Here is a 23,223-nt window from a genome sequence, read left to right as displayed (position 1 = left end):
CAAAGACAAGCTACTTGGCGCAGCGCACCTCGCCCGACCCCATCTTGTTGACGGTGCAGCTCGCGCCCGCGCCAAGGTCGACGTTGCCGGAGCCCATGATCTCCACGCTGGCAGGGCCGTTCACCGTGGCAGTGACGTCGCCCGCGCCGGCGATCGACACCTTCGCCTCGCTGGCCACGAGCCGCTGCGCCTTGATGCTGCCGGCGCCGGCGATGTCGATGTCGAGCGACCTGGTGGTGCCCGCCAGGGTCATGTCGCCGGAACCCGCGGTGCTGAAATCGGCCGATTCCGTGTCCAGCGCGCCGATCTCCAGCTTGCCCGCCCCGGCCGACTCGCCGGTGAAGCTCTGCCCTTCCACGCGGTCGATCGTCATGCGGCCGGAACCGGCGATCTGCACACCGCGAATGGCGGGCATGGTGACGAACAGCTTCAGCCCCTTGCCGCCGCTGAGGCCGAAGCCGCGCTTGCGCCCGATGCCCAGCGCATCGCCGTCCCGCGTGATGCGCAGCTTCTCCAGCTCGTCCTCCGCGCCTTCCGCCCGCACGGAAAAGCCGGTGCCCACGCGCACGTCCACCTCGTCCGCGCCGGCCAGCTCGATCTTGGTGAAGCCGGTCACGGGAAAGGTGCGCGCATTGCCGGTGCCGTTGCCCGCGATGCTCGGGCCGTCCTCCGCCGTGCCGCCATGGCAGGCGCCCAGCGGCAGGACGAGAGCGGCGATCAGCAACGGCAGGCGCATGGTTCTTCTCCCTGTGTATTGCCGTCCTAAAACACAGCCTCCGCCAGAGGCAATGGAAAAGGGGCGACCCGTCGCCGGGCCGCCCCTTCTAGCACAGGCCGTGCCTCGCGTCAGGCAGTCGCCGTCACGCGACGGCCTTGTCCTTGTTGTGGATCGCGGCGGCCTTGCGCAGGATGTCGAGGATCTTCTCCAGCGCCTTCGGCTCTTCCAGCTCCTCCATCGCGGCGAGCTCGCGCGCCAGGCGGCTGGCGGCGCCTTCGAAGATCTGGCGCTCGGAATAGCTCTGCTCGGGCTGGTCCTCGGCGCGGAACAGGTCGCGCACCACCTCGGCGATGGACACGAGGTCGCCCGAGTTGATCTTCGCCTCATATTCCTGCGCCCGGCGCGACCACATGGTGCGCTTCACCTTCGGCTTGCCGGTGAGCGTGTCCAGCGCCTCGCGCAGCGTCTTGTCCGAGGAGAGCTTGCGCATGCCGACGGACTCCGCCTTGTTGGTCGGAACGCGCAGCGTCATCTTCTCTTTCTCGAAGCGCAGCACATAGAGTTCGAGCTGCATGCCGGCGATCTCCTGCTTCTGCAGCTCGATCACACGGCCGACACCATGCTTGGGATAGACAACGTAATCACCGACATCGAAGGACAGCGCCTTGGCAGCCATATGCGGTAAGCCTTTCACGTGTACGGCGCTCCGGAAGGGGCGCCAGGACGGCGCCGGGGAGCGAATGGTTCTGAACTGTCTCCAGGGCGACAGGCGTCAAGCGCTGCCGTCGGCGCGCTATCTAACAGCTTCGCAACAAAATTGCGAGTCTTATCATGCCGGATAGGGCAGCCTGCCTGCCCTAGGATTGTACGGAACCGACACGCCGCGCCAGCGCGGCGGGAGCGCTCAGTCGCCGGCGCCGGGCTCCGGCGAGAAATACTTGTCGTACTTGCCGTCCTGGCCCTTGTGCTCGTCGGCGTCGGGCGGAGTCTGGTCCAGCTTGCGCGTGACGTTGGGCCATTGCGCGGAGAAGGTCGCGTTCAGCTCCATCCATTGTTCCAGGCCGGATTCGGTGTCGGGCAGGATCGCTTCGGCCGGGCATTCGGGCTCGCACACGCCGCAATCGATGCACTCGCTGGGATTGATGACCAGCATGTTCTCGCCCTCGTAGAAGCAATCCACGGGGCACACCTCCACGCAGTCCATGTACTTGCAACGGATGCAGGCGTCGGTGACGACGTAGGTCATTGGCTTTCAACGGCTCCCAGCACGAATACGTGCGCTGCTAAGCCCGGAGGGACGCACGCGTCAATCACCGGGTTCCGCTTGCGAGCCGTTATCAGCCAGCAGATCGGTATAGCAGGCGCGCGCCTCGGGCGCCGGGCCGCGGCGCGGAGGCAGCGCTTCCACCCTGAGCGCGCGCACCTGGCCGGCCAGGGGAAAGCTCAGCACGTTGCCCACGCGCACCGGGCAATGCGCGCGGTCGATCGGCCGCCCGTCGATGCGCAGATGCCCCTCTTCCGCCAGCAACTGCGCGAGGCTGCGCGTCTTCACCAGCCGCGCGAACCACAGGAAACGGTCGAGCCGCATGGCATCCCCGGCACCGGCCTTTTCAGCCATCGCGCCATCCGGCCAGCGCGGCAAACGCATTGTCGGGCCTCGCGCGCACCGGGGCGACCGGCACCGCCGCGCGGCCCTTCCACGTCCAGCGCGGCTGCCCCTCCAGCGGCGGGGCGGCCCGGAAGCCGAGCTGCGCCATCAGCCGACCCAGCGTGTCGGGCGCGAGCCCCAGCGAGGTGACGAGCGCCGGCTCGGGCGCGAACGGCTTGCGCCCCGCCCTGCCCTCGAACGCGGCATGCGCGAGCCGCTCCACCAGATCGACGCGGATCGCCTGCCCGCCGAACGTGCGAAAGCCGTGCACCGGGATGGCGGCGGGCGCCTGCCGCGGCAGCACGGTGGCGCCCTCGGGCGGTCCCTCGCCGATCGCGCAGCCTTCCGCTGCGGCCAGCAATGCGCGTCGCCACGCGGCGGCCTGCGGCTTCAGGAGGCGCGGATCGAACAGGTCCAGCGCCCCGATCGTCACGCCCGCCTGTCGCAACCGCTTGCGCGCAGGGAGATCGAGCGCGTCCACCGACTCGCGCAGGGCATGGCGCGCCGCGAACCCGCCGCCCCCCAGCAGCGCCGCCGCGGTCGCGCGCAGCGCCGGCCCCGCCTCCGGATCGCGCGCCAGCCGTTCCAGCGCGGGCAGGCCCGGCACGCGGCGCCTGATCGCATCGGCCAGCCATGCATCCAGCTTCGCCTGCACCTTGGCGAGGAGTTGCCGGTCGAGCACGTCCAGCGCCTTGTCGAGCACCACCCGCGGCCGCGCCAGCGACGGGCCGGGCGCCAGCGTCGCCACCGCCAGCGCGTGCCAGGCCAGCGTCGGTCGGGCGCCGGCGCGCAGATCGAGCGAGAAGGCCTCGTCCGGCGCCTCCAGCAGGGCGGCGGCGCGCTTGGCCCGCTCGTCGGTCAGCCGGCGCTCGGCCGCGGCGAGCAGCAGGCGCTTGTCCGAATGGCGCGCGTCCGGCGCGACGATGAAGCGGAAGCCCTCCAGCCGGCCGATCGGATGGTCCTCCACCATCACCTCGCCCTCGTCGCCGACGACCACGGGCAGCGCGCGCGGGTCGGCGCCGATCTGCCGCATGAGCAAGGTGGTGCGCTTGTCGACGAAACGCTGCGTGAGGCTGGCATGCAGCGCGTCGGACAGGCGCTCCTCGATCGCGCGGGTGCGCTCGGCCCAATGCGCGGGATCGGCGAGCCAGTCGCTGCGATGCGCGATATAGGCCCAGCTGCGCGCCGCGGCGATGCGGCCGGCGATCGTCTCGACATCGCCGTCGACCCGGTCCAGCCGGGCGATCTCCTCGGCGAACCAATGGTGCGGCACATGGCCGAGCCCTTCGGACAAATGCCCGAACAGCCGGCCGACGAAGCGCGCATGCGGATCGACGCCGAGCTTGCGGAAATCGGGCAGGCCGCACGCCGCCCATAGCCGCTTGACCATCGTCACCCCACGCGCCCGCGCGCGCACCCAGTCTTCCTCCGCCAGCCGCTTGAGCACGGCCAGGTCCACCGCCTGCGGCGCGGCGCGCAGGACCGGATTGTCGGGGCGACGCTCCAGGCTGTCGATCAGCGCATCCACGCTGGCGAAATCGGGCTCGCCTTCGCGCCAGTAGAGGAAGTCGAGCTTGGGGAAATGATGCCCCTCGATCGCCATCACTTCTTCCGGCGTGAAGGCGCCCGGGCCTTCCTCGGCCACGCCGCCGAAGGTGCCGTCGCGCTGATGACGCCCGGCGCGGCCCGCGATCTGCGCCATTTCCGCCACCGTCAGCCGGCGCGTGCGGCGGCCGTCGAACTTGGTCAGGCTGGCGAAGGCGACATGGGCCACGTCCATGTTCAGCCCCATGCCGATCGCGTCCGTGGCGACGAGGTAATCCACCTCGCCCGCCTGGAACATCGCCACCTGCGCGTTGCGCGTGCGCGGGGACAGCGCGCCCATCACCACCGCCGCGCCGCCGCGCAAGCGCCGCAGCATCTCGGCCACGGCATAGACCTCCTCGGCACTGAACGCGACGATCGCCGAGCGCTTGGGCAGGCGGCTGATCTTCTTGGCGCCCGCATAGCTCAGCGTGGAGAAACGCGGCCGCCCGATGATCTCGGCATCGGGAACCAGCTTCTGCAGCATCGGGCGCAGCGCCTCGGAGCCGAGGATCATCGTCTCCTCGCGCCCGCGCGCGCGCAGCAGGCGGTCGGTGAACACGTGGCCGCGCTCCGGATCGGCGCCGAGCTGTGCCTCGTCCAGCCCGACGAACGCGAACTCGCGGTCCAGCGGCATGCTTTCGGCGGTGCACAGGAACCAGCGCGCCTGCGACGGCACGATCTTTTCCTCGCCGGTGATCAGCGCCACCTGATGCGCGCCCTTGATCCTGACCACCCGGTCATAGACCTCGCGCGCCAGCAGGCGCAGCGGGAAGCCGATCATCCCGCTGGAATGGCCACACAGCCGCTCAACGGCGAGATGCGTCTTGCCCGTATTGGTCGGCCCAAGCACCGCCGTTACCGGGCGTTCGGCGAACGCGTGTTTCACGAAAGCCAACATCGGGCACCGGGGCCGCTGGCGCAATGGGCGTGCGCCGGAAAGTTATCGCGCGGAATCAATGCGGCAGCTTGTCGCCCGCCCGCCACGGCTCGCCGCGCGGGCCGGGCGGGTTAATTTGACTTTAGGATGTTGCCCCCACAACGCTGCCACCCACGCCGGGGGGAGTTCGGCGATCGACGGGGGCCGAAGACCGCCTTGTTCTTGCGTAACGATCTCGGGCTGGAAACGGCCGGCGGCACGTCCGCGCTGCGCTTCGGCCGCGCGCCGGTGTTTGCGGCCGAACTCGGCTGGCAGGACAAGCTGCGGGCAAGGGCTGCCGCGATCGACTGGACGCCCGATCTCGGCAGCCAGATCGGCTCGCGCGACTGGTGGCGTGGGCTGGCCACCTGCCTGGGGCTGATGGCCGCCGCCTGGTCGCTCAACCCCGGCATCGTGCCGATCGATGCGGGCGCCGCCCCTCCGCTCGCCGGCAAGGACTATGACGAAGTGCGCGCGCAAGGCATCGCCCCGCTCGCCTGGGGCGCGGACACCGGCCGGCGCATGGCGGCCAACGACCTGGTCGCGCCGCTCGCCGAAACACCGGAACGCCCGCAGGTGGACCTCACTGCGACGCTCGGCGAGGGCGACGACCTCACCGCCCTGCTGCAGCGCGCCGGCGTCGGCCGCGAGGATGCCGCGCGCGCCGCCGCGCTGGTCGCCGACGCGGTGCCGCTGGCCGACATCCGCCCGGGCACGCGCATCGACATGACGCTGGGCCGCCGCCCGAGCCGCACCGTGGCCCGCCCGCTGGAACAGCTCGCCTTCCGCGCCCGCTTCGACCTCAACCTCTCGCTGCGGCGCACCGCCGGCGGATCGCTGAACCTGGCGCGACAGGTCATCGCGGTGGACCGCACGCCCCTGCGCATCCAGGGGCTGGTCGGCTCCAGCCTGTACCGCTCCGCCCGCGCCGCCGGCGTGCCGGCCAAGGCGGTGGAGCAATATATCAAGGCGATCGCGAGCCGTGTCTCGATCGGCAGCGACGTAGGTGCCGCCGACAGTTTCGACATCATCCTCGAACACGCCCGTGCCGCAACCGGCGAGACGCAGACCGGCGCGCTGCTGTTCGCCGGCCTCGATCAGGGCCGCCGCCGCGTGCAGCTGGTCAAGTGGACCGATGGCGCCTGGTGGGATGCCAGCGGCAAGTCCGAACGGCAGGGCTTCATGGGCATGCCGGTGAACGGGCGGATCAGCTCCGGCTTCGGGCTGCGCCTGCATCCGCTGCTGCGCTTCATGCGCATGCACAAGGGGCTCGACATCGCCGCGCCCTGGGGCTCGCCCATCTATGCCGCGATCGACGGCGTGGTGCAGTTCGCCGGCCGATCGAGCGGCTACGGCAATTTCGTGAAGCTCGCCCATGGCGGCGGCATCGCCTCGGGCTATGGCCATATGAGCCGCATCGCGGTGCGCCCCGGCCAGCGCGTCGCGCGCGGGCAGGTGATCGGCTTTGTCGGCTCCACCGGCATGTCCACGGGTCCGCATCTGCATTGGGAAGTGTGGAAGAACGGCGCGGCGGTGAACCCGCGCTCGTTCAGCTTCGCCAGCGTGTCCGCGCTGTCGGGCGAGGACCTGCGCGCGTTCAAGGCGAAGGTCGCCGGCCTGCTGGGGATCCGTCCGGGCGGGCGGTGAGGGTCTCGGGACGGCCTCGTCTCTCCCAAACCGTTCGTGCTGAGTAGAGACCGAGTAGCTGCGCAGCAGCGTATCGAAGGCTCGTATCGAAGCACCGCCACGCGTCCTGCCCGGTCCTTCGATACGCGCTCTCGATACGCCCTCACGGGCTACTCGATCGCTACTCAGGACGAACGGTGTTGGGCGAAAGGGTGGTCATCGCAGCGCGCCTCACCCCTTCCTGTTCAGCGCATCCTTCAGCCCCGCCAGCGCGCCGAACGGCCCGGCCTCCTCCTCGCTCTTCACCCCTGCCGCGCGCAGCTTCTCCTCCGCGTCCGCCCCACGCGGGTACGGATCGAGGCCCAGCGCCATGGTTTCGGCGGCCGCTTCTCCCAGGTCGATTGCGCCGCCGGTGAACTCCATCGTGTCGAGCGCGTCCTCGCCAAGCTCGACTTCCTCCTCGCTTCCGTCGCCGGCCGCGACGAAGCGCAACAGCACGTCCTCCTCCACCGACGCGGGCAGCGGATCGCCCGTGACGGTGCAGGCCTGCACCACCCGGGCGGACACATGGCCCCGCGCCGCCACGCCGCCGGCATCGCGCCGAACCGCGAAGCGCGCCTCCAGCCGGTCCACGGAGCGCAGGCCGAACCGCCGCGCGAGCGCCTGGCGCTCGGCCTCGTCCGCCGCGATCTCCACCGTGCGCTCGCTGTCGCCGATCGTGTCCAGCCGCTGCGGGCGCGAGAATTCCGGGTCGGTCATGGCAGCCTGCCTCCTTCAAGAGCCTCCAGCGGCGTCGCGGCAAGCGCATCGTGCAGCGCGCGCAGGCCCGCCTCGACATGCGCCACCGCCGCGGGCGCGGGCGCCGCGCCGCGATACAAATTGCGCACCAGCGCCGGGGCGAGGTCGCCGTCCGCCATCCCCTGGCGATAGGCGCCGAGCCGCCCGCCCAGCGCGCTCATCATCTTGCCGATATGCTTGCCCACGGTGATGTCGCCGATCCCCGCCTGACGCAGCTGACCGTCCATGTCGTCCACGAACCGCTCGGTGATGGACACGCCAAGCTGCGCCGCGGCCGGCTCCCGCTCCAGCCGGATCAGCACCTGCGACAGCACCGCGGCGATCATGTCGAAGCGGCCGTCCACCGTATCCGGCACCGCCCCTTGCAGGTACCAGTGCGGCTCGCGCCCGCGCGCCACCGCCGCATCGTATAGCGGCAGCCCCGCTTCCTTATTCCGTCCCCACCCGAACAAACCCAAGTCCCCAGCCTCCAAAGCGCCCTTGTTTGGCCGCGATGCCCGGCATATTGAGGCGTTCGGGGCATGATGCAACGTGGGCGCCCGTTCGGACGGCCGGCCCTCAGGAGATTTCGATGCGCGTGATAACCGCCCGTGTGTTGCTGGGCGTCGCCGCCGCCGGGCTTTTCGGCGGCCTGTCGGGTGGCTGCGCGCCGCTTCGCTCGCACCAGGGCTATGTGCTGGACGTGGACCTCATCAACTCGGTGCAGCCGGGGGTGGACAATCGCCAGTCGGTGCTGGCGGTGCTCGGCAAGCCGACCTTCGCCAGCCAGTTCAACCAGGGCGACTGGTATTATCTCGGCCGCGACAGCCGCAACCTTGCCTATACCAACCCCAAGGCGACGACCCAGCTGGCCCTGAAGGTCAGCTTCGATGCCAACGGCACGGTGACCGGCATCGCCCGCACCGGGGTGGAGCAGATCGCGGCGATCGACCCCTCGCGCAAGACCACGCCGACGCTGGGGCGTGAGCGCAGCTTCTTTTCGGAGCTGTTCGGCAATATCGGCACCGTGGGCGCGGCCGGCGCCGGCGGCGGCCAGGGCGGCAACACTCGCGACGCGCCCTGATCCCGCTTCCTTTCGGGAGCGATCCAACCTTTCGCGCGGCTGACCGGCACATTCTCGGCCGGTTCAGTTGAGCCCTTCTACAACCGGCAGTGTCGATGGCGTTTCGCCGTCGCCGATGTTCGAGAAGGGAGTTGGACCATGCGTAAACTGATCCTGGGCGGGCTGATGGCCGCGGCCTTGCTGCCCGGTGTGGCGCAGGCGCAATCGTATCGCGAACTGCAGGGGGACCGGCGCGACATCGCCCGCGAGCAGCGCCAGCTGCGCGATGCCTACGCCCGTGGCGACCGCCGCGACATCCGCGACGAGCGCCGCGACGTGCGGGACGCCCGGCGGGAGTATCGCGAGGATGTGGCCGACCGCAACCGCCGCTGGGGCCGCGACGACTGGCGCGGCTGGCGGCAGAACAACCGCGCGCTCTACAGCCGCGGCAACTGGCGCGCGCCGTTCCGCTACCAGACCTTCCGCCCCGGCGTGCGCATTCCGGGCAGCTATTGGGGTCCGCGCTACGTGATCTCCGATCCGTGGCGCTACCACCTGGCGCCCACGGCGGGCTACCAGCGCTGGGTCCGCCATTATGACGACGTGGTGCTGGTCGACACCCGGCGCGGCGTGGTGGTGGACGTGATCCGCGGCTTCTACTGGTGACGGAAGGGCCCGGGCGGCGCGTTGCCCGGGCCACCCTTCCGCAAAACGGTTCGGCCGCGCCGCTTGCCAACGGACGCGGCCGGTGCCGTACGTGCACAAGGCACCAGTCCCGAAAGGGGGAAGGGACCACAGGGCGCAACGCATTGTTGGCAAATTAGTTCGCAACCTTGATTCGGATCATCCGGCATCAGCGGCAAGGCGACCTGTTCCACCGCCCGCGCCGGGATTCGCTTGCCCGATCATTGTCGATACGGAACAAGGCCACCATCCGCGATTCGCCGGGGGGCAGCGAGTGGACGGCGTGGCGACGATCATGTGGGCGGTGGACGCGTTCGCGCGCGAGGCGACCCTGTTCGCCGCGGTGGGTTTCCTGATCGGCGGCGCCGACGACCTTGCGCTCGATCTCGTTTATCTCTGGACTCGCCTGCGCTCCGGCGTGGGCCGACGCTCGACCGATCCGGTGCTGAGCGATTTCCCGGTGCTGCCGACGCCCGGCCGGCTGGCGATCTTCATCGCCGCCTGGGACGAAAGCGCGGTGATCGGGCGCATGCTCCGCCACACGCTGGACGTGCTCGACCATCCCGACTTCCGCCTGTTTGTCGGCGTCTACCCCAACGATCGCGCGACGATCGCGGCGGCGGCGCAGGTGGCGGAAAGCGACGCGCGCGTGCGGCTGGTGATCGGGCCGGCCCCCGGCCCCACCACCAAGGCGGACAATCTCAACGCCCTGTGGCGCGCGCTGCTGCGCGAGGAGGCGGCGGAAGGCATCCGCTTCAAGGCGGTGATCCTGCACGATGCCGAGGATGTGGTGCCGGCGGGCGAGTTGCGGGTGATCGACGCGCTGCTGGATCGCCACGCGGCCGTGCAGATGCCGGTGCTGCCGCTGATCGATCGCAAGTCGCCCTTGGTGTCCGGCCATTACCTCGACGAGTTCGCCGAACCGCACCGCGCGTTAGCGTAAGTGCCGGATCTACACTTACCTGAAAGCACGAACGACCGCGCAGAAACCGGCGGCGGCAGCGCCGTGTATTATTCCGGCGCACCCGCCCCCCAGCTTTCGGGAAGGGTCGGGAAAACCCCAACAATGCCAACATGCGTGAAAACTCAGCGACTTACACCCCAACCAAAACCCCAATCTAACCCCAACCTGATTGGCAACCTTCAGAGCAATATTAGCGATAAAGATAATCTTTGTTTCTCAATGACATTGGGTTTTTCAGATCCTGATGTTGCAAAATGTTGGGGTTGAACCCCAACCTTGTTTTTCCCGGTTTTCTGCGGGTTTGCGCCCCTTTTTTCAGGACGATTGGGGAGGTTGGGGTTTTCCCGACCATGCTCCCCATTGTAGCGTGTCGCTGTGCCGCGGAGCGATCCTGATGCGGGCAACCGCTGAGCCGTCATCCACTCACGAGTGCTCGCGAACGACAAGTGTGGAGCGGCGCGCAAAATCAGTCGCCAGGTGCATCAATTCGCATCAATGCACCTGGCGTTGATTGGCTCAGCAAACCGGCAGAGGAGCTGGGCCTGCATCAAAACCGCTCGCTGCATCAAAACCGACAAAGAAAGCGGGCGGGCGAGGCGGGGGAAAGAGCGCGTTCCGAAGGGTCCAGGCGGCTGGGGGCGCCCCGGTGGCCCCCTTGCCCTTCGTTCCACATTTGTTCTACTCCGTTCGGGCACCGAGTCGCGGCGCTTGAAAGCAATGGAGGCATGGCATGCAGCAGGATCTGCAGCTGCGCGCGGCTGCGCGCGAGATCTATGACACCTTCCACACGGCCGCGGATGCCGGCCTGCGCTTCGACCAGGCCGAACGCTTCCGCACCGATAGCTACCACCAGGCGGTCGGTGCCGCGCAGGGCGCCCGTCGTGCGTTGGCGGCGAGCGGCGATCAACTGCCTCTCTTCGCTTCGCGTTGAGGCGCTTGCGTGTCCGTCGATGTTCGCGCAATGTTTCGCCGCTGCGCCGATCTCAGCCCGAATCCTGAAGTCGGCGCGGCACCCCGCGAGCTGAGCCTCGCGATTGTTGGCCTCGACCACCCGAATGCTGACGGCAGCAACCGCCGGTTCGAGGTCGCGCTATGTGAGCCGGGTCATCCGGTCTGCCTGGTGCCGGAGCCCAAGAACCCCGTAGATCCCCATGCTGTGGCGGTGCTGAGCATGAACCAGATCCAGCTCGGCTACATCCCCTTCGAGCGGAGTGGGTGGATCTCCACCCTGCTTTCCGCCGGGGAGCGTTACGAGGCGTTCTTCCAGGATCATGGGAGATGCGCCGCCATTATTCGTGTCCGCTTCGGAGGTGGGCCGCCGACCATGCCGGCGCCACGCTACACGCCACCCCAGCCCATCGACCCGGCAGACCTGGTGGACTGGGGCGCATGAAGGTTACCGTTCCGCCAGATCCGGCAAACGCCCGAGCCGCGCTGCGGGGGCTGGCCGCAGAACAAGGCGAAACGCTCGCCGGCCTGTCACGCCTGATCGGCGCCGGTGATCGCTACCTGGATAGCTTCGTCCGGGACGGCCGCCCTCGCCAGCTTTCGCGCGATCGGCGGCGGACACTCGCGCGCTATCTCGGCGTGTCTGAGGCGGTGCTCGGCGCACTCGAGTGAACCGTGCAGCCCGCCAGCGCGTGGTCACATTGGCGATGGATGTGCTCGATCGCGCCGCTTATCTGTCGCGAACGCAAAAGGTGGACACCGTCGAGGTGCGCCTAGCTCTTGCAGCCCTCTGGTGCATCCTGCGCGATCGATCGTCCCTGCACGCTTATTGGCACCGGGCCACGAACGTTTCCGGCCATCCATGGGAGAGTTGCCGGCTGCCGTACCAGAAGGTTGCGGGAGCGCTTCGCGCGGAGGGCTGGGATGCTCCTGCACTGCCAAAGCGGCTATAGGGCTGTCGGGTTAGATCGTAATCGGGGGAAGAGGATCAATGGGGCAAACTTGTGCTGGCGTCGTCGGGTGGCTTTTCAGCTTGCCGCTCAACTGGGATGCGATCTCGGCTGTAGCGACAGCAATCGCCACGCTGGTCGCGTTGCTTCTCCCGCCGCGAGCTGCCCGAAAGGAATGGGAGCGACAGGATCGTCTCCGGCGAGAAGACGCTCTTCGACAAGAAAAGAGCGTGATCGATGTACGCCGGGAAGTCTGCTCTGCAGTCGATCAAATCGTCGCCTACCGTGAGAGCGCGATCGCGCTTTTTGCCAGCGAGCCGGCCTACGAAGTAGGGATAGAGGCGATCAGAAAGATACTCCTCAACGTCGAGAACCTTATGGACGTACTCGAGCTACTGAAAAGCCGTCCGGAGCTGTCCGATGGAGCGGTCTTCACGGCTGTCGTCGGATTGAAGGTTGGCGCAAGTATCGCAGCTGAACTAGGCCAAGTGATAGGTAATTGGGGGATATTTGACCCAGCCTGGGGCGCACGGAAAACGGCGTTAGAGCGTGGAAGTGGTCTTGCAGAAATGGCTCAGGCGCGCAGCAATGGCGTTAGAACCGCACATAAGCTCGGCCCGAGCCGCAGCGCGATCAAGATTAAGAAAAAGTACCTCCCCCTTGCAGAAGCTATCACTGATGCACGCCTTCAGAACGCAGGTGCACCGAAGTATGATATCGCGGGAACCTACTACTGAGGCATGCTGAGCATCGTTCTGCCCTATGCTAGCACCACCCGCTCCCGGTAACGCACCGCCTCCACGCCCAGCTGCTCGTTGATGTCGAGGAACGCGCGCTGGATCGGCTCCACTTCCAGCTCGTAGAACATGCCAGTCGCGTCCTTCGGGTTGCCGAACGCCGAGCCCTGCGCCGGCACGATGCCGAGCAGCTGGGGCGGCACGCGGTGCGCCGCCATCACGTCGGCGGCGGTTGCGCTCTTGATCCCGAGGAACTCGTCCTTCGCGCCCGCCTCGGCGATCGGCAGGATCTTGAGCGAGCCATCCTTGCCGTTCGGCGCGTGCACGAACAGGTTGCGGAAATTGCCGGGCCCCTTGCTCGCCTTGAGCGCTGCCTTCAGCGCGTCAGTGTCGCGCGCGTCGATGTCGCCGGTCGCATAGAGGATATACCCGGCATGACTGCCGTTGAGGTAATAGCGCCGGCGGAATAGCGTCGCCGCCTCGTTGAGCAGCGCCGATTGTAGCGCGCTCAGATACTCCGGCACGCCATAGATTTCCTGGTTGAGATCGGGCTTCAGCACATGACAGACGGCGCCGGTTGGATACTCGATCGGGTCGCTGGCGCCCGGCACCCACCAATAGGCGCCCTCCGCCACCCCGCGCCGCGTATAGCGCGCCATCGAGTGGCGCAGCTGCAGCGCGCCACCCAGCCGGTTGCGCCGCACCTCGGCATAGGCGTTCCCGAACACGAGATAGTCCTGCACCATCTTCTCGAAGGTGGCGCGGGAAAGCAGCGGCGTCGGCTCGAGCGAGGCCGACAGCATGTTCACCTTCAGCAGGATGGCGGAGCTGTGATGCGGCGAAACGCGAAAAGCCCGCGCCAGCCCGTCAAGCGGCAGCGGAGGCTCGTACCAGCGGCCATTGTGCCAGCATTCGAGCATGTCGACGATCTGGCGTCGGTCGAGCACCGGTTCCGGATCGCCGAACGCGAAGCTCTCGACCCCGCCCCGGCTGTCGTTCGCCGCGACGTGTCCGCCAGTGTCGATCGCCCCATACGAGGCCGCCCGAGCTGCTGCTCGCGACATCCGGCGCGTCCTGTTCTTGCCCACCGAAGATCTCCATGGTCATTCCCGCCTTCGGCTTCCCGTCGAGCGGCTCGTTGATGAAAATGTGCATCGCCGCCCAGGCGAGATCGGCGTGGCCGGTGTCCTCGCTGCGACTGGCCTTGAAGGTGACGGCGCGGCCGGAGCCGGTCAGCGCCTTCTTGATCGACAGGAACGACGATTGCAGGTCGATCCACCCGGCATCGAACTCCACGCGCTGGCGGGCGAAGCTGTGCTGCGCCTTCATCACCATCGCCGTCTTCGCCTCGAGCGAGTATTCGATCTTGGTGAGGCCGGTCACCTTGCCGGCGAGCAGCTGGTGCACCGCGGCGCCCACGCCGTTTGCGTCGATACCGAGATAGGTGCAGCGATAGCGCGACAGGCGCGCCAGGATGAACTCGGCCTGTTCCTGAAAGTCGCCGCGCAGCTGGTGCTTCTCGATCAGCCGGAACTTGCCGCCCGGCCCGCCCGGCGGCAGCGCAATCACCAGCGCGGCATTGTCGCCATCGTCGGACCCTTGCGGGTCATAGCCCGCCCACACCTCGCGCATGCCGACCGGGCGATCGGAGGTCCAGTCCACGTCCGTCCAGTCAACCAGGCTGTCGACCGTCGCGCGCTGCAGCTCGTTGAACTTGAAGGCGGACAGCGAGTCGTCGACGAACTGGCAGAGCAGCAGGTTGGCGAACTCGTCCGGCGCATATTCCACGCGCAGCTCGTCGATGTCGAACAGGTCGCAGCCGCGCTCGGCCGCGTCCTCGATCGTCACGATCTGCCGCCAGACCTTGTCCTCGCAGACCACGCCGCCCTTCAACCGCTCGTGGCCGACATCGATTGTGATCCGATCGGCCTTCTTCACGCGGCGGTTGCGCCGCTCGCCCGTCCAATAGGGATGTGCCTGGTGCGCGACGCTCGACGGCGTCGAGAAATACGTCCGGCGCCAGCGCTTGTGCATCGCCATGGCGCTGGCGACCTTGTTCAATTCCTCGAAGCCATAGGTCCAGAAGAACTCGTCGAAGTAGAAATTGCCGTGATAGCCCTGCGCCGTTCGTGCGTTGGTGCCCAGGAAGATCAGCTCGGCCGCGGGTTCGCCCCCGGGGATCGTGTCGGCGGTGAGCACGATCGGGTCGCCCTGCAGCTTGACGCCGACGCGCGCGGCGAACTGCACGATATAGCCGCGGAAGATATGCGCCTGGCTTTTCGAGGCCGACAGGAAGATCTGGTTGCCGCCCCCGCGGAGCGCATCGAGCAGCGCCTCGCGCGCGAAATACCACGTGGCGCCGATCTGCCGCGACTTCAGGATCATGCGCGTGCGCTGATCCTTGGCGTCCCACCAGTCCTGCTGATAGCCGAACAGCTCGTCGTGGAAGATCTGCTCGAGCTGCTCGACCTGTTCGGTGGTGAAGTGGTTCTTGGTCGCCTTCTTCTTCTCGCCGGCGTTCCGGTTGGCGATCTTCTCGTTGAGGTCACCCTCGTGCCCGCCGGGTGCTTCGAAGCGCCGGATCCGCGCTGCGGAAACCACCTGCCGCATCAGCAGGTCGACCTCCTTATAGTCGCCGCCCGTCTTCTGCTCCTTGGCGATCAGCGTGTTGAGCCGGCATTCCAGCGCATCTTCGATCTTCGACAGGGACGGCGCTTCGTCCCACTTGTCGCGCTGCTTCCAGGCCTCGACTGTCGATCGCTTGAGCGCGAGCTCGTCCGCGATCTGCGTCACGCCCCAGCCGCGCCAATAGAGCGAGCGCGCCTGGCGCTTCGCATCGACCGGGATCGGCATGGTCGAGGCCGGCAGGGGCATGCCAGTATCGGGCGGGAGCTTGGACATGGGCCGCGACGCTAATCACGCGCACGGCCAACTCGCCCCGTCCCGCTCATGTAGAAAACCATTCTACACGAGCCGCACCTTGAGAGAGCGGCGCCCTTCGGTCCCTGTTCGCGGCCTCAAATGCAGCTGGTCGCTGCTGCCTGAACCGAACCGAGGATCACGCCGCCATGGGCAAAAAGAGCAAGTTCTTCCGCGCCTTTGTCGAGGGGCAGACGATCAGCGACAACCGCACCGTCACAGCGGAGATGATCGACGACATCGTTGCCACCTTCAACACCGAGTCGTACACGCCGCGGATCAACGTCGAGCATATCTCGGGCTATAGCCCCGAGCCGCCGTTCAACGGCTACGGCGATGTCACCGCCGTGAAGGCGCAAACCGACACGATCACCATCGACGGCAAGCCGCAGCAGCGCCGCGCCCTCTATGCCCAGGTCGATGCAAACGATCAGCTCGTGACCCTGTCCGAGCGCAACCAGAAGCCGTTCCCGTCCGTAGAGCTGACGCCCAACTATGCCGGCACCGGCAAATTCGGCCTGATCGGCCTGGCCTTCACGGACACGCCGGCATCCATCGCTACCCAGCGTCTCAACTTCTCGCGTGTGAACGGCAACGTGATCGCCACGGCCGACGATCGCGCCGCCCTCGAGTTCGAAGCCGGCCCTGCTGACGCGAACGGCATCGCCGCTGCCGTCGTGCAGGGGCTCACCGGCTTCTTCTCGAAGTTCAAGCCGGAAGGCCAGCCTGCCCCGAAGAAGGACGAGCAGCAGCTGCCCGCGAACGACAACGTCTTCGATCCGGCGGCGTTTGCCACGGCGATCGGCGGTATTGTCGCCGCCGCGATCAAGCCGGTCGTTGATGCCCAGACACAGCACGCCTCGGACTTCACGGCGCTGAGGGCCAAGCTCGAAAGCACGGATGCAAACCAGGGCTTCAGCCGCCCGCCCGCGACTGGCGGTTCGATCGATCCGAAGCTCGCCACGGATTGCTGATCGCCCGCGCCAACATCTCCTCTCGCTGTCCTTTCGCGCTCAACCCCGGAGCCCCCCGATGCAGATGAACACCCGCCTCCTCTTCAATGCCTATGTCGGGCAGCTCGCCCAACTGAACGGCCTTGATGCCAGCCTGACCGTGATCCCCGGCGAGTTGAAGCAGTTCGCCGTAGCCCCGGTTATCGAGCAGCGCCTGCAGGAAAAGCTGCGCTCCACCAGCGACTTCATGAGCCGCGTCAACGTGGTGCCGGTCGCTGCGCAGCAGGGCGCCCGCGTCGGCGTTGGCGTCGGCCGCTCCCTCGCTGGCCGCACCGACACCGCAGCCGGCAACCGCCGCAACCCGGGCGATCCGACCGCCAGCGACGCCATCGACCAGTATTTCTGCAAGAAGACGGACTACGATTATTCGTGGGGCTACACCCTGCTCGACGCCTGGGCGCACCGCCCCGAGTTCCAGCAGCTCGTCCGCGATGCCGTGATCCTGCAGAAGGCCGAGGACATCATTACCATCGGCTTCAACGGCACCAGCGCCGCCGTGCAGACCGACCGCAACGCCAATCCGCTGCTCACCGACGTCAACTTCGGCTGGCTCTACAAGATGCGCACCTATGCCCCGGCGCGCGTCATGAGCCACGGCACCAAGGACAACCTGAAGGTCTACGTGTCCGACACCGGCACGGCCGATTACGTCAACCTGGACGCGCTGGTGTTCGATGCGATCGGCAATCTGATCCACGAGCGCTACCGGACCGCGACGGACTTGGTCGTGATCGTCGGCTCCGACCTAGTGCAGGAGAAATACTTCAAGATCGTCTCGGCCGCCGGCGACAAGGCGACCGAGCAGGTCGCCCGCGACGTCATCCTGTCCAGCCGCCAGCTGGGCGGCAAGCCGACCATGCAGGTGCCGTTCTTCCCGGCCAACGCGATCCTGATCACCAGCCTGAAGAACCTGTCCTACTATTGGCAGACGGGCTCGGCGCGTCGCGCGGTGCAGGACGAACCGCAGTTCGATCGGGTCGCCAATTACGAGTCGATCAACGACGCCTTCATGGTCGAAGACTACGGCAAGGCCGCTCTGATCGAGAACATCCAGCTCGGGCCGAAGGCGTAACGCCTCCGGTGCCGCCCTGCCCGCCCTCTTCTCGACAGGAAAGATCATGAGCCCAGCTCGCCAGCACAGGGAACGACTCGCGGCAGAAGCCGCCAGCTCCACGCCCGCCCAGCCGATCGCTTCCCGAGAGGAGGGCGGTCAGCTGCCGTCTGCCTTTGCCATCCTTTCCTCGCCGGCCGCCCAGCACCAGATGGCGCTGTCGGCTGCGGCACGCGCCGACGAAGGCAGCGAAGCTCCCGCCCCGGCCGTGAATACCGCGGCCGGGCAGATCATGCTGCGCCTGGTGCACGATCTGCGCCGGCTGAAGGCGATCCAGTCGATCGAGGCGAAGGTAGCCGCGAAGCGCGAGATGCTGCCGGAATATGCCGGCTGGATCGAGATCCAGCTGCACCTGGCCGAGCAGCAGGACAAGGCGGCGCCTGACGAAGTGCTCGCCGTGGTCATGGTCTGGCTGATCGACACCGGTGATTTCACCCGCGCGCTCGATCTGGCCGAGCACATGCTGCGTTTCGATCTGCCCATGCCGTCGCGCTACCAGCGCACCTGTGCCGCGCTGGTGACGGAAGAGATCGCAACGGCCGCGCTCAAGGCGCAGGGCGCCGGTGCCGCCTTCCCGATCGAAATCCTCAAGCGCGTCCAGTCGCTCACCGGCGACACGGACATGCATGACGAGATCCGCGCCAAGCTCTTCAAGGCGCAAGGCTCAGAGTTCGCTCGCGAGGCCGAGGCGCTGCCGGAAGGCGATCCCGGCTTCATCCCTGCAGCAGAATGCGCCCTGGCACACCTCGCGCGTGCCAAGGCGCTGCACGAGCGTGTCGGCGTCACCGACAAGATCAAGCGGTTGGAAAAGGCGCTCGCCAAGGCGCGCGCCGCTGCCGAGCCGCCGAAAGAATAAGGCTCGCCCCCGGCGCTCGGGGGCGGATCGCGCGAGACGGGAGGGCCTTCGGGCTGAGGGCCGTCGATCGTCCGATCCCCACCCCCGTGAACCGCCGCGTCCCCCGCGGCATCGAAGGACAATCGCCATGGGTATCCTGCCCCTCACCCTTCTCGCCTTCGGCATGGCGATCGGCGCCCTGATGGCGCTGTGCGGCTCGGTGTTCCTGGCTGCTGGTAAGCCGATCAGCCCGAAATGGATGCCGCTAGCGCCCTTTCTGGCCGGTCTGGCGCTGTATCTCGCCTGCGCCGCCACCTTCGCACGAGCCATCGGGGCATGAGCGGGTTCTCCGTCGTCAATGCGGCGCCCGCCAGGGCCGAGGCGACGATCGCCAATGGCGATTGGTATCCCGACATCGATCCGGTGCGCTTCCGCGCCGAGCAGCGGGTGCTGGACGCCGTCACGCCCGAACGGGCGCGGCAGGCGCTGGTCGCCGGCATCATTTCCGTCAACCGTGACCTTCAAGGCTGGGCGGCTGGTTGGCGTTCCTCGGGCCGCGCCGCCCTGGCTGACGTGCCCGCCGATGAGATCGACGGGGAGAGCGTGCTGCTGCAGCTCTATCGCCGCGCCGTCTTCACCGTCGCGAAGGCCGAGCTGGTCGAGCGCTACCGGGACATGGACATCACTGGTGCCGGCCAGCGCAATGCCGACGCGCTGGATCCGTCTGTCGGCGAGCTGCGCCGGGACAGCCTGCACGCCATCCGCGACATGCTCGGCGTCGGCCGCACCACGGTCGAGCTGATCTGATGGACGTGCTGCGCACCATCGCCGGCGACACGCTCGACGCGCTGCTGTGGCGCGAGCGCGGCCTCGGCCCGGCCGATCTGCCCGCCGTGCTCGCGGTCAACCCCGGCCTGTCGGCGCTCGGCCCCGTGCTGCCCAAGGGCACCTCCGTCACCGTCCCGGATCTCGCCGCGCCCGCCGATCCGATCCGCGACACCGTGAACCTCTGGGATTGATGATGCCGAAATTCCTCCATGAGTTCCTCGAAGCGGCGCTGGCCCTCCTCGGCTCGCTGCTGCCCGCTGGCCTCGGCGCGATCGTCAGCATGCTCTACGACATGCCGGCGACCTGGGCGAAGCGCGTGACGCAGCTGTGGATCGGCATTGTGGTCAGCTACTTCGTGCAGCGCGCAATCGGGGCGATCTATCCGCTGCACCCCTTCGTGCTTCAGGCGCTGAGCTTCTGGCTGGGCATGATCGCCTTCAAGGCTGCGCCCTCGTTCGTCTCCGGATGCGCAACCGCAGCGGGCGAGCTGCCCACGATTGTGCGTGACCGGCTGCTCGCCTTCCTGCCCTCAAAGGAGAAGAAGTGATGCCTGGTCATCGCAATGGCGGTCCCGCGCCCGTGAAGCGCAAGACGCTGCTCGGCGTCGTGGGCGTTGCCACGGCGGCGATCGTAGCACCCTTCGTGTCCGGCTGGGAGAGCGGGGGCAAGACGCACCTGGTTGCCTATCATGGGACGCACGATCCGGCCGGTGTGTGGACGATCTGCGACGGCGAGACCAAGGGCGTGAAGCCCGGCATGGTCGAGACCGTTGAGGGCTGCGCCGCCCGCAACGAGGCCGCCTTGATCCGCCATGCCGAGCCGGTGCTCGCCTGCACGCCCTCGCTCCGCGGCCACCCCAACCAGCTCTCCGCGGCGATCAGCCTTGCCTACAACATCGGCACCGGCGCTTATTGCGGGTCCACCGTCGATCGTCGCTTCGACGCCGGCCAGTGGCGGGCGGCGTGCGACGCGTTCGTGATGTGGAACAAGGCGAACGGCAAGGTCGTGACCGGCCTCGATCGCCGGCGCCGGGCCGAGCGTGACCTTTGCCTGAAGGATTTGCCGCGATGATCCGCCGTCTGTTGTCCCCGCTGCTCGCCCAGGTGAAAACGCACGCCGCGTTCCTCGTCCTGCTCGCCGTGGCTGGCGCCGGCTGCTGGCTCTACGTCCTCTTCCAGCAGGTGCGCGCGGAGCGGGACCAACTCGCCCACACGGCCGAGCTGATCTGCGCGGGCGCCGGCGTCGATTTCGCCGCCTCAAGCACGGCCGAGACGGCGATCGGCGGCAAGCGCGTCACCGTCGCGCATGAACGCGGCGCCGTCTGCCAGCGCACCGTGGCCGGCCTGCAGCGCTTTCGCGCCGAAACCGACCAGGCGACCGCCGCCACGCTCGCGCAGGCGCTCAAGGACCATGATGCCCGCCAGGCCGGCGACACCCTCGCCGCGCGCTCCGCGGCCGAAGCCGCGCGGACCGCGGCAATGAAGATGGAGATCGCCGAAAATGAAGCGGAACGTCGCAATCTCGTGGATCGCGAGTGGTTTGCTGCTGTCAACGGCGTTGCAGGCCTGCGCCCTGCGCCAGCCCGTTGAGGTCGCTGTGTCGCAGCCGGTGCCCGTCGCCGTGCCGGTGAAGGACACGCCACCTGCCGAGCTGACCCGCTGCGCCGCCCGGCCGGAAGGCCTGCCGGAGAACCCGGCGCTGGTGGCACAGATCCCGACTGCGATCCGCGCCGGCATCATCCGCCTCGCCCGCGCCTTCGCCGCGAACGCCAACCAGCTCGATCGCCTGATCGCCTGGACGGGGACGCCCTGCCCCGCCGCCCCTCACTGACCTTCAAAGGAACTCAACGTGCTTCAGCTCTCCACTGCCGCCCGCAATGCCCTGCTCGACGCGATCGAGGCCGCCGCGGGCGCCTCGGCCATTCTGAAGATCCGCACGGGCGCAGTGCCCGCGTCTCCATCTGCTGCCGACAGCGGCACCGCGCTGGCGACTGTCGCTCTCCCTGCCGACTGGATGGCCGCAGCTGCCGGCGGAACCAAGACCAAGAGCGGCACCTGGGAAGATACTGCCGCGGACGCCACGGGCACGGCCGGGCACTTCCGGATCTATGCGGCGGACGGCACAACCTGCCATATTCAGGGCACGATCACCGTGACCGGCGGTGGTGGCGACATGACGCTCGACAATACCAGCCTCGCCACGGGGCAGGATTTCGTCGTCAACAGCTTCACGCTGACGGCGCCGAACGCCTGAGCCGAGTATAGGCCATGGCGATCAGCTTTGTGGGTGCGGCGGCCGAAGGAGGCAGCTCGGTTGTCCTCCCGCCGCACCAGGCCGGCGACCTGATCCTCGTCTGGTCCTATCAAGGCACGAGCAATGCCAACACGATCCCGCTCGCACCAGGTTTCACCGCGGCGGCGGCCCAGAGCGGCACAGGCGCGAACTCGCAATCTTCCCGGCTTGCATACAAGATCGCCGCGTCCGGCGCTGAAACGGCTGGCGAATGGACCAACGCCGAAGAAGTTATTGCGCATGTCTACCGCGGCGTAGACCCAAGCACACCCATCGGCGGCACCTCCACCCTGAACGCGACGGCTGACGTGACCTTCCCCGCCATCACAATGGCGGTTGCTGATGGCAGTTCCTGGATCGCCGCTTTTGCCGGTTGGAGAACGAACAACACCAATCTCGGCACGGCTACGTTCCCGGGGCTGACCCAGCGGGGGAACATCGCCAACAGCTCGGCCAGCCGTTCCACCGCCTTCGACACTGCTGCCGGCGTGACGAGCTTTCCGGCGACAAGTTCCGGCGGTGCGACCGGGTTCCGTTACCGCACGGCTGCAGTGGAGCTGCGAGCCGCAGCGACCGGCGCGGTTGCGATGGCAACGGCTGCCGCGACATTGTCGGCGGTCGGGATCGCCGCTGCAGCCGCTGCCTTGATCTCGGCCGGGGCCACCAGCGCGCTCGCTCCGATCGACATGGCGAGTGGTGGTGCTGTGCTCGCCAGGGCCGCGGCAAGCAATGTTTTCGGCAGCATAGTGTCCACGGCGAGCGGCTCCACTCGTATCGTGGCGGAGGTGCCCGCAGCGCTTGACGCCATCAGCGTAGCCTCAGGGGGGGAGGTGTCCGTCCGGGCCGCAGCCTTTGGCGTACTCGCTCCCATTTCCACGGTGTCGGCGGCGGATATTGCGCTTCAGGCCGTGGCTGCGCCCGCCCTCGGCGCCGTCACGTTGATCTCATCGGCCGCGGGAGCGCAGGCCCGGACGGCCGATGCGGCGATCGTTCTTGGCGCGGTAGCAGGTTCCGGTGCGGGCCTGGTGCACGTATCGGCGACGTGCACGCCCTCGCTTGGCGCCGTATGGTTGAGCGGCGAGGGCAACGGGCAGGTCTGCGCAACCTTCGCTGCTTCGCTGGCCCACGTCACCGCGACTTCGATTTCCGAAACACCGGTCAGCGGCAACCTCCGCGCTGGCTTCGGGTCCGTCACCTGCACGAGTGCCGCCACGGCTGCTGTGCTCCCAGCATTTCAGCCGCCCCGTGCCGCCGAAATCGCCCTTGTTCGTGGCGTGCAGCGCCTGGCGATCGTCCCGCCGCTGCTGCGCACCATCATCGTACCGGAAAGGATTATCATGGAGATCGCCTGGGGAGCCAAGGGCGCGAGCGCCCGCGTGCGCCGTGCTGCCGATTGGAGCGACTGGCTGGCTGGCGACACCATCGCGCAGGTGCAGCTGGCGCCGCTATCCGGCTCGGCGACCGTTACGCTGGATGGACATGACGGCCAGGTGGTTGGTGTCTGGGTCGAGGGCGGCACGCCGCGTTCGGTAACCCGCGTCACCATGACAATCGAAACCGCGGCCGGCGAGCGCGAGACGCTCACCTGCGCGATCCGCTGCGAGTAG

29 protein-coding genes are annotated in these 23,223 nt (G+C 67.8%); 20 read left to right on the top strand and 9 right to left on the bottom strand.

The features are described 5' to 3' along the window. Nucleotides 1–10 precede the first annotated feature (10 nt). From DVW87_RS14090 to DVW87_RS14070, 5 genes are all read right to left on the bottom strand, one after another. Nucleotides 11–736 carry a head GIN domain-containing protein gene (locus DVW87_RS14090; RefSeq protein WP_114688450.1) on the bottom strand — a complete coding sequence of 242 codons (726 nt, stop codon included), beginning with the start codon at nucleotides 734–736 and terminating at the stop codon, nucleotides 11–13. A gap of 124 nt (nucleotides 737–860) precedes the next feature. Continuing rightward, the gene (locus DVW87_RS14085) at nucleotides 861–1,394 is read right to left on the bottom strand and encodes a CarD family transcriptional regulator (protein ID WP_114688449.1); all 534 of its coding nucleotides are present in this window, start codon (nucleotides 1,392–1,394) and stop codon (nucleotides 861–863) included. A 228-nt stretch (nucleotides 1,395–1,622) separates the two neighbouring features. Further along, complete coding sequence (fdxA, locus tag DVW87_RS14080; protein ID WP_114688448.1) at nucleotides 1,623–1,964, bottom strand: ferredoxin FdxA; 342 nt, start codon at nucleotides 1,962–1,964, stop codon at nucleotides 1,623–1,625. A 60-nt stretch (nucleotides 1,965–2,024) separates the two neighbouring features. Beyond that, complete coding sequence (locus DVW87_RS14075) at nucleotides 2,025–2,336, bottom strand: RNA-binding S4 domain-containing protein (protein WP_239017927.1); 312 nt, start codon at nucleotides 2,334–2,336, stop codon at nucleotides 2,025–2,027. After that, nucleotides 2,329–4,851, bottom strand: a complete 2,523-nt coding sequence (locus DVW87_RS14070) for a helicase-related protein (protein WP_114688447.1) — start codon at nucleotides 4,849–4,851, stop codon at nucleotides 2,329–2,331. Before DVW87_RS14070 ends, DVW87_RS14075 begins: the two co-directional genes overlap by 8 nt. 195 nt (nucleotides 4,852–5,046) lie before the next feature. Here DVW87_RS14070 and DVW87_RS14065 point away from each other — a divergent pair, with 195 nt between their 5' ends. Continuing rightward, nucleotides 5,047–6,516: a M23 family metallopeptidase gene (locus DVW87_RS14065; protein WP_114688446.1), complete on the top strand. Its 1,470-nt coding sequence runs from the start codon at nucleotides 5,047–5,049 to the stop codon at nucleotides 6,514–6,516. Nucleotides 6,517–6,726: 210 nt separating this feature from the next. Here the strand turns inward: DVW87_RS14065 and DVW87_RS14060 are convergent, their stop codons facing one another. Then, nucleotides 6,727–7,254 carry a YceD family protein gene (locus DVW87_RS14060; RefSeq protein WP_114688445.1) on the bottom strand — a complete coding sequence of 176 codons (528 nt, stop codon included), beginning with the start codon at nucleotides 7,252–7,254 and terminating at the stop codon, nucleotides 6,727–6,729. Next, a complete protein-coding gene (locus tag DVW87_RS14055) occupies nucleotides 7,251–7,751 on the bottom strand; it encodes a ubiquinol-cytochrome C chaperone family protein (RefSeq protein ID WP_239017925.1) in 501 nt (166 codons plus the stop codon). The genes DVW87_RS14060 and DVW87_RS14055 overlap by 4 nt, the downstream gene beginning before the upstream one ends. Before the next feature lie 113 nt (nucleotides 7,752–7,864). Here DVW87_RS14055 and DVW87_RS14050 point away from each other — a divergent pair, with 113 nt between their 5' ends. From DVW87_RS14050 to DVW87_RS17850, 7 genes are all read left to right on the top strand, one after another. After that, nucleotides 7,865–8,356 carry an outer membrane protein assembly factor BamE gene (locus DVW87_RS14050; RefSeq protein ID WP_181814848.1) on the top strand — a complete coding sequence of 164 codons (492 nt, stop codon included), beginning with the start codon at nucleotides 7,865–7,867 and terminating at the stop codon, nucleotides 8,354–8,356. Between the two features lie 138 nt (nucleotides 8,357–8,494). Beyond that, nucleotides 8,495–9,001 (top strand): RcnB family protein, encoded by a 507-nt coding sequence (locus tag DVW87_RS14045; RefSeq protein WP_114688443.1) that lies wholly within the window; start codon nucleotides 8,495–8,497, stop codon nucleotides 8,999–9,001. 301 nt (nucleotides 9,002–9,302) lie between these two features. After that, entirely contained in the window at nucleotides 9,303–9,962 is a 660-nt protein-coding gene (locus DVW87_RS14040; RefSeq protein WP_239017924.1) for a glycosyltransferase, read from the top strand. 751 nt (nucleotides 9,963–10,713) lie between these two features. Next, a complete protein-coding gene (locus tag DVW87_RS14035) occupies nucleotides 10,714–10,914 on the top strand; it encodes a hypothetical protein (RefSeq protein ID WP_114688442.1) in 201 nt (66 codons plus the stop codon). A 9-nt stretch (nucleotides 10,915–10,923) separates the two neighbouring features. Continuing rightward, on the top strand, nucleotides 10,924–11,376 hold the full coding sequence (locus DVW87_RS14030) for an HIRAN domain-containing protein (RefSeq protein WP_239017923.1): 453 nt from the start codon (nucleotides 10,924–10,926) through the stop codon (nucleotides 11,374–11,376). Further along, nucleotides 11,373–11,603 (top strand): hypothetical protein, encoded by a 231-nt coding sequence (locus tag DVW87_RS14025; protein ID WP_114688440.1) that lies wholly within the window; start codon nucleotides 11,373–11,375, stop codon nucleotides 11,601–11,603. Before DVW87_RS14030 ends, DVW87_RS14025 begins: the two co-directional genes overlap by 4 nt. A gap of 508 nt (nucleotides 11,604–12,111) precedes the next feature. Then, nucleotides 12,112–12,618: a hypothetical protein gene (locus DVW87_RS17850; RefSeq protein WP_147276277.1), complete on the top strand. Its 507-nt coding sequence runs from the start codon at nucleotides 12,112–12,114 to the stop codon at nucleotides 12,616–12,618. Between the two features lie 23 nt (nucleotides 12,619–12,641). Here DVW87_RS17850 and DVW87_RS14020 read toward each other — a convergent pair whose 3' ends face one another. After that, nucleotides 12,642–13,565, bottom strand: a complete 924-nt coding sequence (locus DVW87_RS14020) for a phage portal protein (RefSeq protein WP_239017922.1) — start codon at nucleotides 13,563–13,565, stop codon at nucleotides 12,642–12,644. Beyond that, a complete protein-coding gene (locus tag DVW87_RS14015) occupies nucleotides 13,486–15,492 on the bottom strand; it encodes a terminase large subunit domain-containing protein (protein WP_239017921.1) in 2,007 nt (668 codons plus the stop codon). Before DVW87_RS14015 ends, DVW87_RS14020 begins: the two co-directional genes overlap by 80 nt. Before the next feature lie 194 nt (nucleotides 15,493–15,686). Here DVW87_RS14015 and DVW87_RS14010 point away from each other — a divergent pair, with 194 nt between their 5' ends. From DVW87_RS14010 to DVW87_RS13955, 12 genes are all read left to right on the top strand, one after another. Beyond that, complete coding sequence (locus DVW87_RS14010) at nucleotides 15,687–16,511, top strand: GPO family capsid scaffolding protein (protein ID WP_114688438.1); 825 nt, start codon at nucleotides 15,687–15,689, stop codon at nucleotides 16,509–16,511. A gap of 58 nt (nucleotides 16,512–16,569) precedes the next feature. Then, the gene (locus DVW87_RS14005) at nucleotides 16,570–17,622 is read left to right on the top strand and encodes a phage major capsid protein, P2 family (RefSeq protein WP_114688437.1); all 1,053 of its coding nucleotides are present in this window, start codon (nucleotides 16,570–16,572) and stop codon (nucleotides 17,620–17,622) included. A gap of 46 nt (nucleotides 17,623–17,668) precedes the next feature. Continuing rightward, nucleotides 17,669–18,517 (top strand): phage terminase small subunit, encoded by an 849-nt coding sequence (gene gpM / locus DVW87_RS14000; protein ID WP_114688436.1) that lies wholly within the window; start codon nucleotides 17,669–17,671, stop codon nucleotides 18,515–18,517. Between the two features lie 127 nt (nucleotides 18,518–18,644). After that, nucleotides 18,645–18,836 carry a hypothetical protein gene (locus tag DVW87_RS13995; RefSeq protein WP_114688435.1) on the top strand — a complete coding sequence of 64 codons (192 nt, stop codon included), beginning with the start codon at nucleotides 18,645–18,647 and terminating at the stop codon, nucleotides 18,834–18,836. Beyond that, a complete protein-coding gene (locus DVW87_RS13990) occupies nucleotides 18,833–19,303 on the top strand; it encodes a head completion/stabilization protein (RefSeq protein WP_114688434.1) in 471 nt (156 codons plus the stop codon). The genes DVW87_RS13995 and DVW87_RS13990 overlap by 4 nt, the downstream gene beginning before the upstream one ends. Further along, the gene (locus DVW87_RS13985; RefSeq protein ID WP_114688433.1) at nucleotides 19,303–19,515 is read left to right on the top strand and encodes a tail protein X; all 213 of its coding nucleotides are present in this window, start codon (nucleotides 19,303–19,305) and stop codon (nucleotides 19,513–19,515) included. The genes DVW87_RS13990 and DVW87_RS13985 overlap by 1 nt, the downstream gene beginning before the upstream one ends. A 2-nt stretch (nucleotides 19,516–19,517) precedes the next feature. Then, on the top strand, nucleotides 19,518–19,871 hold the full coding sequence (locus DVW87_RS13980) for a hypothetical protein (RefSeq protein ID WP_114688756.1): 354 nt from the start codon (nucleotides 19,518–19,520) through the stop codon (nucleotides 19,869–19,871). Continuing rightward, entirely contained in the window at nucleotides 19,871–20,395 is a 525-nt protein-coding gene (locus DVW87_RS13975) for a lysozyme (RefSeq protein ID WP_114688432.1), read from the top strand. Before DVW87_RS13980 ends, DVW87_RS13975 begins: the two co-directional genes overlap by 1 nt. Further along, the gene (locus DVW87_RS13970; protein ID WP_114688431.1) at nucleotides 20,392–20,913 is read left to right on the top strand and encodes a hypothetical protein; all 522 of its coding nucleotides are present in this window, start codon (nucleotides 20,392–20,394) and stop codon (nucleotides 20,911–20,913) included. Before DVW87_RS13975 ends, DVW87_RS13970 begins: the two co-directional genes overlap by 4 nt. Nucleotides 20,914–20,920: 7 nt before the next feature. Then, the gene (locus tag DVW87_RS13965) at nucleotides 20,921–21,154 is read left to right on the top strand and encodes a hypothetical protein (RefSeq protein WP_239017920.1); all 234 of its coding nucleotides are present in this window, start codon (nucleotides 20,921–20,923) and stop codon (nucleotides 21,152–21,154) included. An 18-nt stretch (nucleotides 21,155–21,172) separates the two neighbouring features. Beyond that, nucleotides 21,173–21,577: a hypothetical protein gene (locus DVW87_RS13960; RefSeq protein ID WP_114688429.1), complete on the top strand. Its 405-nt coding sequence runs from the start codon at nucleotides 21,173–21,175 to the stop codon at nucleotides 21,575–21,577. A 14-nt stretch (nucleotides 21,578–21,591) separates the two neighbouring features. Further along, the gene (locus DVW87_RS13955) at nucleotides 21,592–23,223 is read left to right on the top strand and encodes a phage fiber-tail adaptor protein (RefSeq protein WP_114688428.1); all 1,632 of its coding nucleotides are present in this window, start codon (nucleotides 21,592–21,594) and stop codon (nucleotides 23,221–23,223) included.

This window comes from Sphingomonas aracearum, assembly GCF_003345355.1.
GTDB lineage: Bacteria > Pseudomonadota > Alphaproteobacteria > Sphingomonadales > Sphingomonadaceae > Sphingomonas > Sphingomonas aracearum.
The sequence above is the reverse complement of the archived record's forward strand: the minus strand, read 5'-3'. Positions and strand labels throughout refer to the sequence as shown.

Bases quoted from the DNA above. Each gene is read 5' to 3' on its own strand.
- DVW87_RS13985 (WP_114688433.1), top strand. From the start codon at position 19,303: ATGGACGTGCTGCGCACCATCGCCGGCGACACGCTCGACGCGCTGCTG.
- DVW87_RS14025 (WP_114688440.1), top strand. From the start codon at position 11,373: ATGAAGGTTACCGTTCCGCCAGATCCGGCAAACGCCCGAGCCGCGCTG.
- DVW87_RS14060 (WP_114688445.1), bottom strand. From the start codon at position 7,254: ATGACCGACCCGGAATTCTCGCGCCCGCAGCGGCTGGACACGATCGGC.
- DVW87_RS13995 (WP_114688435.1), top strand. From the start codon at position 18,645: ATGGGTATCCTGCCCCTCACCCTTCTCGCCTTCGGCATGGCGATCGGC.
- DVW87_RS14010 (WP_114688438.1), top strand. From the start codon at position 15,687: ATGGGCAAAAAGAGCAAGTTCTTCCGCGCCTTTGTCGAGGGGCAGACG.
- DVW87_RS13955 (WP_114688428.1), top strand. From the start codon at position 21,592: ATGGCGATCAGCTTTGTGGGTGCGGCGGCCGAAGGAGGCAGCTCGGTT.
- DVW87_RS14075 (WP_239017927.1), bottom strand. From the start codon at position 2,336: ATGGCTGAAAAGGCCGGTGCCGGGGATGCCATGCGGCTCGACCGTTTC.
- DVW87_RS13980 (WP_114688756.1), top strand. From the start codon at position 19,518: ATGCCGAAATTCCTCCATGAGTTCCTCGAAGCGGCGCTGGCCCTCCTC.
- DVW87_RS13975 (WP_114688432.1), top strand. From the start codon at position 19,871: ATGCCTGGTCATCGCAATGGCGGTCCCGCGCCCGTGAAGCGCAAGACG.
- fdxA (WP_114688448.1), bottom strand. From the start codon at position 1,964: ATGACCTACGTCGTCACCGACGCCTGCATCCGTTGCAAGTACATGGAC.
- DVW87_RS14070 (WP_114688447.1), bottom strand. From the start codon at position 4,851: ATGTTGGCTTTCGTGAAACACGCGTTCGCCGAACGCCCGGTAACGGCG.
- DVW87_RS14045 (WP_114688443.1), top strand. From the start codon at position 8,495: ATGCGTAAACTGATCCTGGGCGGGCTGATGGCCGCGGCCTTGCTGCCC.
- DVW87_RS13990 (WP_114688434.1), top strand. From the start codon at position 18,833: ATGAGCGGGTTCTCCGTCGTCAATGCGGCGCCCGCCAGGGCCGAGGCG.
- gpM (WP_114688436.1), top strand. From the start codon at position 17,669: ATGAGCCCAGCTCGCCAGCACAGGGAACGACTCGCGGCAGAAGCCGCC.
- DVW87_RS14085 (WP_114688449.1), bottom strand. From the start codon at position 1,394: ATGGCTGCCAAGGCGCTGTCCTTCGATGTCGGTGATTACGTTGTCTAT.
- DVW87_RS14035 (WP_114688442.1), top strand. From the start codon at position 10,714: ATGCAGCAGGATCTGCAGCTGCGCGCGGCTGCGCGCGAGATCTATGAC.
- DVW87_RS14015 (WP_239017921.1), bottom strand. From the start codon at position 15,492: ATGCCCCTGCCGGCCTCGACCATGCCGATCCCGGTCGATGCGAAGCGC.
- DVW87_RS14090 (WP_114688450.1), bottom strand. From the start codon at position 736: ATGCGCCTGCCGTTGCTGATCGCCGCTCTCGTCCTGCCGCTGGGCGCC.
- DVW87_RS13970 (WP_114688431.1), top strand. From the start codon at position 20,392: ATGATCCGCCGTCTGTTGTCCCCGCTGCTCGCCCAGGTGAAAACGCAC.
- DVW87_RS14050 (WP_181814848.1), top strand. From the start codon at position 7,865: ATGCGCGTGATAACCGCCCGTGTGTTGCTGGGCGTCGCCGCCGCCGGG.
- DVW87_RS14005 (WP_114688437.1), top strand. From the start codon at position 16,570: ATGCAGATGAACACCCGCCTCCTCTTCAATGCCTATGTCGGGCAGCTC.